The organism is Segatella hominis (genome assembly GCF_019249725.2).
Lineage (GTDB): Bacteria > Bacteroidota > Bacteroidia > Bacteroidales > Bacteroidaceae > Prevotella.
The window spans coordinates 1,542,809-1,556,039 of record NZ_CP137559.1; the positions used below are offsets into that span (position 1 = coordinate 1,542,809).

Here is a 13,231-nt window from a genome sequence, read left to right on the forward strand (position 1 = left end):
TCTCCTACTTCTTCAACAGTGTTCTGTTTACCTTGAAACGGTCGAAGCCTAAACCATAAACACCGATAACGGCACTCTGACTGACAAAAGCAGTAGGATCTATCTCGTCTATCAGTCGGAAAATCTTTTGCGATTCCCTTTGACGTGCCAAGACAAAGAGCATGTGGACATTCTTACCACTATAGCAACCATGTCCATCCATCACCGTACAACCACGGTCGGCTGTCGTATTGATAGCAGCACTCAACTCAAGATACTTATCAGAGATGATAAAGAACTGGACCGAACGACGCAAGGTATTGATGACATGATCAACACAGAGAGACGACACAAAGAGGCATACATAACCATAAATCACCATCTCCCAACTCTTCAGCACGAAATAACTGCTCGAAATAATACAGAGGTCACAAATCAAAATGGCATGTCCTAAGGAAATATTATAAAACTTGTTGATCATGGCTGCCACCGTATCCGAGCCACCCGTACTGCCATTGCAGGACAAACCTAATCCAGCACTCGTACCCATACAAAAACCTCCCAAGACGGTCGCCATGAAAGGCTGGTCATGCAACAAGGTAATATTTCCTTCCCCATAGAACTCTATAATGCGAGTATAAAGGGCAAAAAGGGAAATGCCATAGAGTGTCTTCACACAGAATCGCCATCCGAGGATGCGCAAGGCTATTGCCAACAGGAAGACATTCAGACCGAAATAAGAAACTGATACAGGGATGCCTGCACCCCAGTACAAGATAGAAGCGAGACCGCCGATACCACCCATCGTGATATGATTAGGCAAGAGGAAAATATTCAATCCAATACTACCTATCAACATCGCCAAGGCTATGATGACGTAATCTCTAATCTCATGAATTTTACTTTTTCTCGTCATAAAAATGATGTATATTTTAAATATGGTGCAAAATTACAAAGATTTTCGTAAAATTAAGACAAATATGTGAGATATTCAAAAAAATATTCCTATTTTTGCATCATTACTACATATCATATAATATTGTAGCATTCAAAATACTCTATTGTTTCATTAATTAACATGAAAGTTATGGCAGAATACACTACGATTATTACAAACTGGAAACATCTTGAAAACGGTCTTCCTTACAAATGGATTGTCGATTACGCCTCCTACAATGCGTATGGCAATTTCAAACTGTCTGCCGAAGACTGGGAAAAGAGAGATTACATTGTCAACTTCAAGGGAAACTCGGAGTTGACCACAGAGATTGACCATCAACAGGCTCTCAAGAAAGCAATTTCCGACATCACCACTCTCATCAAGGAGACTTTCGGCGATGCCGCTAACCAGTTGACCCTCGTTTGTATTCCTGCATCTACCCGTGCAAATACCAAACGACGTTTTGAGGAATTCAGCAAGGAGGTCTGCGAGAAGACTGGTATGGCTAATGCCTATCCGCTTATCTCCTGGACTACCCGTACAAACCCTGACGATGGAGAGGAAGAGGACGAATACACCTTTGACTTCGAAGCCATCAAGAGCAAGGACATCCTGCTCTTCGACGACATTATCGCATCAGGCAGTTCCGTTTGCAAATTCGCAGACAAACTCAAGAAAGAAGGAGCTAACGTGATTGCAGCAATTGCATTAGGGAAAAAACTTTGATTTCAAAAGCGAGGGTAAACATCTTATCAATCAGGATTTCCCCTATAGCAGAAAGGCTTGTGTAGGATTTTTCATTCCTAAACAAGCCTTTTCTCATGATTGAAACTCAGCATCCATAACTCTGTATCAGTGACTGATTGCTGATGAATATTGACTATTGAAAATTCAGAACTTACTCTTAAATCCTTTGGCCAATCCTCCCTCAGAAGTTTCCTTATAGAGCGATGGGAGATCATGACCTGTCTGTCGCATTACCTCCACTACTCTATCAAATGAAACACGGTGATGACCGTCGGAGAAGGAAGCATACAGATCTGCATCCAAGGCACGTGCCGCAGCAAATGCATTGCGCTCGATACAAGGTATCTGAACCAAACCGCATACAGGATCGCAGGTCATACCGAGGTGATGCTCCAGTCCCATTTCCGCAGCATACTCTACCTGTGATGGACTTCCACCAAAAAGTTGACAGGCAGCAGCTGAAGCCATAGCGCAGGCTACACCTACCTCACCCTGACAACCGACATCCGCACCACTGATGGAAGCATTCTGCTTAACGACATTTCCTACAAGACCAGCTGTAGCCAAAGCACGAAGAATACGCTGTTCACCCATTTCATGCGCCTTATGCATGTGATAAAGCACAGCCGGCAACACGCCGCAGGCACCACAAGTAGGAGCTGTAACGATAATACCGCCAGATGCATTCTCTTCACTGACTGCTAAAGCATAAGCATAAACAAGTCCACGACTCTGCAAGGAAGCACGATAACCATTCGCCTTGGTATAATAATTGGCAGCCTTGCGAGGCAACTTCAGCGGTCCTGGCAACACACCTTCATGCTCCAGTCCTCTTTCTATCGCCTCCTTCATCGTTTTCCAGATGTTAGCTAAGAAATCCCAGATTTCCGGTCCCTCGCACTTCTCTACATATTCCCAATACGAACGACCATTCTCGTAGCACCAGTTCTGGATATCACCCAACTTATTCAGGTCGTACACATCCTTGGCACCCAATTCATCCTGGTCGCCATTGCCTTCAGAAAGCGCACCTCCACCAATACTAAACACCGTCCATTCATCCAGGATATCGCCATCAACATCCTTTCCCACAAATTTCATTCCGTTGGGATGAAAAGAAAGAAACGTCTGAGGTTCCCAGATGATTTTGACAGAATGATAGGGTTGGATAACTTCCTCAATAGCCACATCTGTCATATGTCCCTTTCCTGTAGCAGCCAAACTGCCGTAAAGCGTCACTTCGTACGAAGAAGCATTACCGCAACGCTGTAGAAAGAGTTTTGCTGCACGCTGAGGTCCCATCGTATGACTGCTCGAAGGACCCTTGCCGATTCTATATAATTCCTTTAATGATTTCATCGTACTTTATTTAATGTTGAAAAAAGAAAAAATAAAGGCCAAGCTAAACAGGAACTGTCCAACTTGACCTTTATCATTATACCTTATTATATATAATATAAGGATTACTTGATAATACCTTCTTCTACGAAAATTTTCTTCAAGATTACAACAGCTTTTTCTACCTGCTCCTTGGTATGAGTTGCCATCAGGGCAAAACGAACCAAAGTATCCTGAGGAGCACAAGCTGGAGGAATCACAGGATTGATGAATACACCTGCATCATAAGCCATCTTTGTTACGACGAATGTCTTCTCTGCATCACGAACATAGAGAGGAATGATAGGACTCTCAGTCTCACCAATCTCGAATCCTTCCTCACGGAAACGTTTCAAAGCATAGTTGGTTACATTCCAAAGATTCTCAAAACGCTCAGGTTCTTTCTGGATAATGTGAAGTGCCTCAAGAGCTGCAGCTGTAGCAGCTGGAGTATTAGATGCACTGAAGATGTAGGTGCGACAATTGTGACGGAGGAAATTAATTGTATCCTTGTCTGATGCAATAAATCCACCGATGGAAGCCAAACTCTTAGAGAATGTACCCATGATGAGATCCACCTCGTCTGTCAGACCGAAATGATCGCAGACACCACGACCCTGCTTACCGAACACACCCAAGCCATGAGCCTCATCTACCATGATAGAGCAGTTGTACTTATGCTTCAACTTCACGATTTCTGGCAAGTTAGCCAAATCACCCTCCATTGAGAACACACCATCCACAACAATCAGCTTGATAGCCTCCTGAGGAAGTTTAGAGAGCACACGCTCCAAGTCTTCCATATCATTGTGCTTGTAGTGCAACTGTGTAGCAAATGAGAGACGACGACCATCTACGATAGATGCGTGGTCGCGGTCATCACAAATCACATAGTCATTACGGCCTACAACGCAAGCCAACACACCCTGATTTACAGAGAAACCTGTTGAGAAGCAAAGAGTCTCATCTTTACCCATGAACTCAGCCAACTCTTTTTCGAGTTGGACATGCAAATCGAGAGTACCATTAAGGAAACGGCTTCCAGCACAGCCTGAGCCATACTTGTCGAGAGCAGCCTTAGCTGCATCTATTACACGCTGATCATTAGTCAAGCCCTGGTAAGCATTAGAACCAAACATCAAAATCTTGTGACCATCGATGTCAGTAACTTCTGTCATCTGCTTACTTGTGATCTCACGAAAATATGGGTACACACCGGCAGCCATATACTTCTGTGGTTCACGATAATTCTTGTATCTTTCTTGTAATTGTCCCATTATTAATAGGTGTACTTTATTATTTTCAATTGTTTCAGGCTGCAAAGATACAAAAAAGAACTTATAAATCCTATTTTTTTCTAAGAAAGTTACATTTTAGCGTTTTTTTATTGGATAAAAACCTGTTTTTTTATGGATTTTTGCTAATTTTGCAAAACCATATTACAAAAATATTGCTTTGGATGAAGAAAAAGATAGTATTCATAATGAACCCTATTTCTGGCACCAGCAGCAAGGCTGCCATTCCAAGCCTGATAGAGTCAACATTGAACAAAGAGCTTTTCGAGTACGAGATTAGGATGACAGAAAGAGCTGGACATGCTTCGGAGATTGCCACCGAAGCAAAGGACAACCATGTGGATATCGTTGTGGCTGTAGGTGGCGACGGAACCATCAACGAAGTGGCTCGCTCCATCGTCCATTCTGATACTGCGTTAGGCATCATCCCTTGCGGTTCGGGCAACGGGCTGGCACGCCATCTCCTGATACCAATGAACTTGAGAAAAAGCATTGAGATCATCAATCATTGCGAAATTCATGACCTTGATTATGGAGTCATCAATGAATATCCTTTCTTCTGTACATGCGGCATGGGATTTGACGCCTTTGTCAGCATGAAATTTGCAGAAAGCGGAAAGCGTGGTCCTATCAGCTATGCTGAGAATATCCTCAGAGAAGGCTTGAAATACCAGCCAGAAACTTATACACTGGAGGACGAGACTGGTACGAAACAATACAAGGCTTTCCTGATTTCATGTGCCAATGCCTCCCAATACGGCAATAATGCATACATTGCCCCTCAAGCTTCCATGAGCGACGGACTGATGGACGTCATCATCATGGAACCTTTTGATGTACTCGAAGCTCCACAGGTTAGTTTCGACATGTTCAACAAGACTTTGGACAAGAACTCTAAGATAAAAAGTTTCCGTTGCAAGAAACTTCATATCACCCGAAGCCAACCGGGTGTCATCCACTATGATGGCGACCCAGTGATGTCGGGAACAGAAATTGACGTACATCTTGAAGAAAAAGGCATCAAGATGATAGTCAATCCATACGCTGACAAGAATGCCCGCAAGCCCAATGCCATCCAAACGGCATTTACAGAGTTCTTTAATGACCTGAATGCCATGCGTGATGACTTCAACAAGCAAAGCAAAAAAGTGGAGGCTTTAAGCAAACTTGTGCAGCGCAAACTGAATATTTAACGCAAACTAAATATTTAAATAGACGCATATAACCATCTTAAACCACCCCTTAAAGGCGATGCGTTTAAAGATAGAACTCGTCAGTTATTTTCGCATACCATTCGCTACGATTTCCATCTTGATTCATCATGATTTCCGTGGCATTTTCCAGTTCACCGTTTCTATGTCTGGAAAAGGCCAGGAGATAGCGTTTCGGCTGCTTTCTTTCTATCGTCTTCACAGCACATTGTCTAACAATGTAAAATCCTGACATACAGGCTTCTGACACAAAATTCTCCTTTACGTCAGAAGGCAGTACAACCGAGAAAATTCCATTTTCAGAAAGTAAGCGTTTTACACCTTGCCAGAGATCCCTAAATGGCAAGGTATCAGCATGTCGAGCCATTGCCCTTTTGCTATCCGGATTTTTCAAACTATTCAGAAAGAACGGAGGATTACTGACTATCGCATCAAATTCCTCACCGGAATAATCCTGCAACCGACAATGAGCTACATCAATTCTATCACCAAAAGGACTGACTGCCACATTTTCCCTTGCCTGTCCACAAGCCTCTTCGTCAATATCAATACCTACCACCTGGGCAGCAGGAAAACGCTGAGCCATCATCAAGGCTATCAACCCCGTACCACATCCGATATCGAGAATACGAGTTCCGCCAGAAGCCCATGCTCCTAACAACACACCATCCGTTCCCACCTTCATGGCACAACGGTCTTGTAATATCTCAAACTGTTTAAATCGAAAACCTGTCATATTCTAAATTCATGCTTCATTTAATTTTCTAACGAAAAAACACGCAATATATTTTACTTTTCAGCAAAAAACAGTCTATAAAGAAAGAAATTACACATTATAATATTAAATTTTGTATCTTTCAACCCAAAATTCACCAAAAAAGGCTATCTTTGCAAGTCAAAATGCATTTATAACAGAATATGGACAATATTAAAAATAATCAATTACACATGATTGCCGATTTTGAAGGCGACATTACGGAATTGCTAAAAGATAGAGAATCCGGGACGTATCCAATTATCTGCACCCGAGACTTAGTGATCTTCCCTACCGTTCTCACCCCTATCATACTTGGCAGGAAGCAAAGTATCGCAGTTGTAGATTATCTCAAACAGAAAAACGACGATCTTATTTTCTGCGCTTTTACTCAAAAGGATGCCAATCTGGATAATCCTGAAAAGGAAGACCTCTTTGAAACTGGTGTTTTCTGCCGTCTCATCAAAATGGTAGAACTTCCTGGTCAGCAAAATGGACAGATCACTATCGTAGTACAAGGATTGGGGAAATGCAAATTGAAAAGTCTCGAAACAAAACAACCATTCTATAGCGGATATGTGGAAAGTATTTCTGAAGAATGGCCTAAAAAAACAGATACGGAATTCAGACTTTTGCAAAAGTCTCTATTCTCTCAAACCATCAAGTTGATTCAAGACAGCGATGAGATACCTGATGATGCAGAGTATGCAATCAACTCTATATCCAATCCGCTGATACGCACAAACTTCATCTTGTCATCCATGCCTTTCAGCATAGAGGAAAAGATCAAGATGCTGGAAATGAATAGTATGACAGACCGCATGTTTGAAGCCCTCAAATATGAGAACAGACTCAAACAGTTATTTGACATACAGTCTGACATCCGCCAGAAAACAAAGAATGATCTGGACGAACAGCAACGTGAATACTTCCTGCAACAACAGCTCAAGAACATCAAGAAAGAGCTCGGCGGAAACGACATGAGCCCTGAGAAGAAAGAGATTCTTGAAAAAGCCAAGAGTAAAAATTGGAATGAGAATGTAGAGAAAATATTCAATAAGGAATTCAAGCGACTCGACACCTTGCATCCGCAAAGTCCTGACTATTCTACACAGATCAACTACCTGCAGACAATGGTAGATTTGCCTTGGAATGACTGCACGATAGATAACTTGAGTCTCAAACATGCCAAAAAGGTTTTGGATAAAGACCATTATGGCATGGAAAAGGTGAAAGAGCGCATTCTGGAATACCTCGCTGTAAGAGCTTTACGTGATGATCTGAAGAGCCCTATCCTCTGCCTCTATGGCCCTCCGGGAGTTGGTAAAACCAGTCTCGGCAAAAGCATTGCACAAGCGATGGGCCGTAAATACGTGAGAGTTTCTCTTGGCGGTTTGCACGACGAGGCTGAAATCAGAGGTCATCGCCGCACTTACATCGGTGCCATGCCTGGTCGTATCATCAAGAATATCCAGAAGGCTGGTAGCGCCAACCCTGTCTTTATCCTTGATGAGATTGACAAGATTTCACAGGCCAACTTTAATGGTGATCCTTCTTCGGCTTTGCTGGAAGTTCTCGACCCGGAACAGAACAAGGCTTTCCATGATAACTATCTGGATATTGACTATGATTTGTCGAAGGTTCTCTTCATAGCCACAGCCAACGACCTGAGTTCTATCCCACGTCCATTGCTCGACCGTATGGAACTCATTGAAGTAGGTGGTTACATCACAGAGGAGAAGGTAGAGATTGCCAAGCGTCATCTGATTCCGAGAGAGTTGGAGAATACCGGTCTCAAGAAATATACTCCAAAGATCAAGTTCTCAAAAGCTGCCATTGAGAAGATCATCGAGCAATATACCCGAGAAAGCGGTGTGCGACAGTTGGAGAAACAGATCAACAAAGCCTTACGCAAAATGGCTTTCAAATTGGCTTACGAGGACATGTTGGAAACAACCAACATCACCCCAGCCGAGGCAGCAACCCTCTTGGGCAATCCTCCGTTCAACCGTGACATCTATCAGGGCAATGCTTATGCGGGTGTCGTTACCGGATTGGCATGGACTTCCGTGGGAGGCGAAATTCTTTTCATCGAGACCTCTCTCAGCAAGGGCAAGGCTGGAAAACTCACACTGACAGGTAACCTCGGAGACGTGATGAAGGAATCTGCCGTGATTGCACTCGAATATGTCAAGGCACATATCGACCTGCTCGGAGTTGATTACAGAATATTCAGCAACTGGAATATCCATATCCACGTACCAGAGGGTGCAACTCCTAAGGACGGACCATCTGCCGGTATCACCATTGCAACCAGTATCGCCTCTGCCCTGACTCAGCGCAAGGTACGCAAGAATACAGCCATGACGGGCGAAATCACGCTCCGTGGAAAGGTACTTCCTGTAGGCGGCATCAAGGAGAAGATCTTAGCTGCCAAGCGAGCTGGTATCACAGATATCGTGATGTGTCAGGCCAATCAGAAAGACATAGAGGAAATTCCTGAGCAATACCGCAAGGGAGTAGAATTCCACTATGTAGAGAATGTTGCTGATGTATGGAAGTTTGCACTCACTGACGAAAAGGTGGAGAATCCTGTCGATTTCACCATCGAAGAAGAAGAAGAAAACAACAAATAACATCAAGACTATCATGAAGTTTGAACTACAAGTAACAGATAAAGCAAGTGATGCACGTACCGGTATCATCACCACAGACCACGGACAGATAAAGACTCCTATCTTCATGCCCGTAGGAACTGTTGGTTCTGTAAAGGGCGTACATTTTGACGAGCTTCGCAAACAGGTAAAGGCACAGATTATCTTAGGCAATACCTACCATCTTTACCTCCGTCCGGGCCTGGAGGTCATCAAGGCTGCTGGCGGTCTGCATGGTTTCAATGGCTGGGACCGTCCTATCCTTACAGATAGCGGTGGCTTTCAGGTATTTTCACTGACTGGCATCCGCAAACTGAGAGAAGAAGGTTGCGAATTCCGTTCTCACATTGACGGTAGTAAACACATCTTTACTCCAGAGAATGTCATGGATACAGAGCGTATCATCGGTGCCGACATCATGATGGCATTTGATGAATGTCCTCCTGGACAAAGTGATTTCCAGTATGCAAAGAAAAGCTTGGAGTTGACCCAGCGCTGGCTGGACCGTTGCATCAAGCGCTTCGATGAGACAGAACCTCTCTATGGCTACAACCAGAGTCTCTTCCCTATCGTACAGGGATGTACCTTCCCTGAACTGAGAAGAGAAGCTGCTAAGTATGTAGCCGACAAGGGCGCTGACGGAAATGCCATCGGTGGTCTTGCCGTAGGTGAACCAACAGAAGTGATGTATGAGATGATAGAGGTGGTCAATGAGATTCTTCCTAAGGACAAGCCTCGCTACCTCATGGGAGTAGGTACTCCACAGAACATTCTGGAAGCTATCGAACGAGGAGTTGATATGTTTGACTGCGTTATGCCTACCCGAAACGGAAGAAACGCCATGCTATTCACCTACAATGGCACCATGAATATGCGTAACAAGAAATGGGAAATGGACTTCAGCCCTGTTGACCCGGAAGGTTGCGATATCGACCGCATAACAACCAAGGCATACCTCCACCACCTTTTCAAAGCACAGGAGCTTTTGGCAATGCAGATTGCCAGCATCCACAACCTCGCCTTCTATCTCCGACTGGTAACAGATGCACGCCAGCACATCGAGCAGGGCGACTTCGTACAGTGGAAGCGTTCCATCATCGACCAATTAGGACGAAGAATTTAAAGAAATATAATGAAAAATTTTAAACAAATAAGGAAACATCGCAGAAGATACAAGTTTCAGCGATGGTTTGGCAAACATTTCGCATGGCTCGTAAAGGCCGCGAAATGGACCGCCCACAAGTTGAGATTCCTGAGAGTACTCAGGCTTCTCAACCTCTTCAGATATATCAAGCGATTAGACTGGTACATCATCAAGAAGTTCGTGGGATATTATTTTTTCAGTATCGCACTGATTATCTCCATTGCCATCGTATTCGACTTCAATGAGAATCTGGCCAAGTTTTCGGAGAATCATGCTCCTATGCGTGCCATCATCTTCGATTACTATGCCAACTTTGTGCCATACTTCGCCAACTTGTTCAGTGCCTTGTTTGTATTCATTGCCGTCATCCTCTTCACGACTAAGATGGCTGGCAATTCAGAAATTATCGCTATCCTCGCTTCCGGAACATCCTTCAAGCGTTTGATGCGACCATACATGCTGACGTGTGTCATGCTCTCTGCACTCTCCTACTCGCTGTCTGCATACGTGATACCACATGGTACCGTCATCAGACAGAACTTTGAAAACATGTATAAGAAAAAGGCCAAGAACACGTCTGCAGACAATGTGCAGTTGCAGGTGGACCGTGGAGTCATCGCATACATCCAGCACTACGACAATACGACCAAAAGAGGATATGGTTTCTGTCTGGATAAATTTCAGGAGAAAAAGCTGGTCAGCCACCTTACTGCGATGGAGGTACAGTACGATACCATCTCAGATTCCAAGTACCATTGGAAAATCAGCAATTGGAAGGTGCGTAAGCTGCAAGGTATGAAGGAACATATTACCAGCGGTGCTGAGAAAGATACGCTGATAACCATGGAACCAACCGACCTGGTATATTCCAAGGGACAGCAGGAGACCTTTACCAGTCCAGAATTGAAGGAGTACATCAACAAGCAGATAGACCGAGGTTCCGGCAATGTGGTGCAATATCAGGTGGAATACCACAAGCGAATAGCAGCATCCTTTGCCTCCTTTATCCTGACCATCATCGGTCTCTCCCTCTCTGCCAAGAAGCGCAAGGGAGGAATGGGTATGGCACTCGGTGTGGGACTCGCCCTGAGTTTCGGATACATCATGCTTCAGACCGTATCGGCAACCTTTGCCATACAAGCCAACTTCCCACCTATGTTTGCTGCATGGATGCCAAATATCCTCTTTGCCGTCGTAGCATATTTCTGCTATCGCAATGCACCGAGATAATGTAAGATTGTATCATATAATAATAGATAATGTATGACGGTCATCACTTATTTCAAGAGAGACCTACACATTATTATATATAATAATAAAGAGATTATAAATGTATTTTGACGAATTAGATTTAAATGACAATGTGCTTGATGCGTTATATGACATGCATTTCGACACATGCACCCCTGTTCAAGAGAAATGTATTCCTGAGATATTGAAAGGTAATGACGTTCTTGGTGTGGCTCAAACGGGTACCGGTAAGACTGCCGCCTATCTGTTGCCTATTCTGAGTAAGTTGGATGACGGTGGATACCCTGAAGATGCCATCAACTGCATCATCATGTCACCTACCCGAGAACTGGCACAGCAGATAGACCAGGCCATGCAGGGATTCAGCTACTATCTGCAGGGAGTGAGCAGCGTGGCTGTATATGGTGGCAATGACGGCAACCGCTACGACCAGGAATTGAAGAGTCTCCGTATGGGTGCTGATGTAGTAATAGCTACTCCTGGCCGACTCATCACCCATATCAGTCTGGGAAATGTAGATTTAAGTAAGGTAAGTTTCTTTATCCTTGACGAGGCAGACCGCATGCTCGACATGGGTTTCTCTGAGGATATCATGACCATCGCCAAGAAATTGCCTCAGTCTTGCCAGACTATCATGTTTTCAGCAACCATGCCTACCAAGATCGAGGAACTGGCGAAGAGCTTGCTGAAGAATCCTGTAGAAATCAAACTTGCTGTCAGCAAGCCTGCCGAGAAAATCAAACAAGAAGCATACGTCTGCTATGAGGCCCAGAAAATGAGCATCATCAAGGATATCTTCAAGGCTGGTGACCTGAAGCGCGTCATTATCTTCTGCGGCAGTAAGACAAAGGTGAAACAGCTCTCTGCTTCACTACAGCAACAGAAGATCAACTGTGGCGAAATGCACTCCGACCTTTCTCAGCAAGAACGTGATGACATCATGTTCAAATTTAAGAGCGGCCAGATTGACGTGCTGGTTGCTACGGATATTGTTGCCCGCGGTATCGATATCGATGATATCACATTAGTTATCAACTTCGATGTTCCGCACGACACAGAAGACTATGTACACCGCATCGGTCGTACCGCGCGTGCAGATAGAGACGGAAGAGCCATTACCTTGGTTACGGAAATGGATATCTACTGGTTCCAGCAGATAGAAAAGTTCCTGGAAAAAGTGGTAGAAAAGATGCCATTGCCTGCAGAGTGTGGCGAAGGTCCTAAGTATGTCAAGATGGACAAGCCTAAGAAACCAGGTAAAAACAATGGTAACGGCAAGACCAGTGCAAAGAGCCGCCGCCAGAAAGACCGCGACCAGACTGCACACAAGCGCAAGCCGAACAAACAGAACAACCGTCAGGAAAAGGCTCCTCGCCAGCAAGGTGAGCAGCAGGGCGAACAGGTTGCAAACAAGCCAAACAACAGAAACGGCAAACAGCAGAATGCAAATAAGCAGAATGCCGAAAAGCAGCAGAATGCAAACAAGCAGAACGCCAATAAGCAGCAGAACGCCAACAAGCAGCAATCAAGAAATAACCGTCAGCAGAATGCCGAAAGCAAGCAGGAAGGTGAGACAAGACAAGGCGGAAAGCGCAACAATAGAAACAACCGTAACAGACAGGATAATCGTAAGACCAGTGAACAGCGCAACAACAACCAGCGCAGCAATGCACCAGAGAACGTACGTCCTGGCAGCAACGGAAGAGGAAGAGGCGTTGCACAGAAGAAGGCTAACGAGAAATCAAATTCTCGCAAACCAACTCCAATTGTCAACCCTCAGAAGAAAGAAAATGTCGTAAAGAAATTCATCAAACGAATTTTCGGTTTCAAGAAATAGCTCTAAATTTACAACAAATTGCAAATTTTTGAGTTATTATAT

10 protein-coding genes are annotated in these 13,231 nt (G+C 44.2%); 6 read left to right on the forward strand and 4 right to left on the reverse strand.

Features of this window, described 5'->3' with window-relative positions; genetic code table 11:
• Positions 1 to 4 precede the first annotated feature (4 nt).
• Entirely contained in the window at positions 5 to 895 is an 891-nt protein-coding gene (locus tag KUA50_RS06425) for a YitT family protein (RefSeq protein ID WP_218456649.1), read from the reverse strand.
• Between the two features lie 171 nt (positions 896 to 1,066).
• Between KUA50_RS06425 and KUA50_RS06430 the strand changes: the two genes are divergently transcribed.
• Positions 1,067 to 1,645 carry a phosphoribosyltransferase gene (locus tag KUA50_RS06430; protein WP_218456650.1) on the forward strand — a complete coding sequence of 193 codons (579 nt, stop codon included), beginning with the start codon at positions 1,067 to 1,069 and terminating at the stop codon, positions 1,643 to 1,645.
• 165 nt (positions 1,646 to 1,810) lie between these two features.
• Here KUA50_RS06430 and KUA50_RS06435 read toward each other — a convergent pair whose 3' ends face one another.
• Both KUA50_RS06435 and spt read right to left on the reverse strand, forming a co-directional pair.
• A complete protein-coding gene (locus KUA50_RS06435) occupies positions 1,811 to 3,025 on the reverse strand; it encodes an L-serine ammonia-lyase (protein ID WP_218456651.1) in 1,215 nt (404 codons plus the stop codon).
• A 104-nt stretch (positions 3,026 to 3,129) separates the two neighbouring features.
• Positions 3,130 to 4,320 (reverse strand): serine palmitoyltransferase, encoded by a 1,191-nt coding sequence (gene spt, locus KUA50_RS06440; RefSeq protein ID WP_118117131.1) that lies wholly within the window; start codon positions 4,318 to 4,320, stop codon positions 3,130 to 3,132.
• Positions 4,321 to 4,502: 182 nt separating this feature from the next.
• Between spt and KUA50_RS06445 the strand changes: the two genes are divergently transcribed.
• Entirely contained in the window at positions 4,503 to 5,531 is a 1,029-nt protein-coding gene (locus KUA50_RS06445; RefSeq protein ID WP_022111291.1) for a diacylglycerol/lipid kinase family protein, read from the forward strand.
• Between the two features lie 64 nt (positions 5,532 to 5,595).
• Here KUA50_RS06445 and KUA50_RS06450 read toward each other — a convergent pair whose 3' ends face one another.
• Positions 5,596 to 6,285: a tRNA1(Val) (adenine(37)-N6)-methyltransferase gene (locus KUA50_RS06450; protein WP_218456652.1), complete on the reverse strand. Its 690-nt coding sequence runs from the start codon at positions 6,283 to 6,285 to the stop codon at positions 5,596 to 5,598.
• Between the two features lie 182 nt (positions 6,286 to 6,467).
• Here KUA50_RS06450 and lon point away from each other — a divergent pair, with 182 nt between their 5' ends.
• The 4 genes from lon (at position 6,468) to KUA50_RS06470 (ending at position 13,189) form a co-directional block, all read left to right on the forward strand.
• Positions 6,468 to 8,939, forward strand: coding sequence for an endopeptidase La (gene lon / locus KUA50_RS06455; RefSeq protein ID WP_218456653.1), 2,472 nt, complete (start codon positions 6,468 to 6,470; stop codon positions 8,937 to 8,939).
• A 13-nt stretch (positions 8,940 to 8,952) separates the two neighbouring features.
• Positions 8,953 to 10,080 carry a tRNA guanosine(34) transglycosylase Tgt gene (gene tgt, locus KUA50_RS06460; RefSeq protein ID WP_022111288.1) on the forward strand — a complete coding sequence of 376 codons (1,128 nt, stop codon included), beginning with the start codon at positions 8,953 to 8,955 and terminating at the stop codon, positions 10,078 to 10,080.
• Positions 10,081 to 10,089: 9 nt separating this feature from the next.
• Positions 10,090 to 11,331, forward strand: a complete 1,242-nt coding sequence (locus KUA50_RS06465; protein WP_218456654.1) for an LptF/LptG family permease — start codon at positions 10,090 to 10,092, stop codon at positions 11,329 to 11,331.
• 100 nt (positions 11,332 to 11,431) lie between these two features.
• Complete coding sequence (locus KUA50_RS06470; protein ID WP_218456655.1) at positions 11,432 to 13,189, forward strand: DEAD/DEAH box helicase; 1,758 nt, start codon at positions 11,432 to 11,434, stop codon at positions 13,187 to 13,189.
• The last annotated feature ends 42 nt before the right edge of the window (positions 13,190 to 13,231 follow it).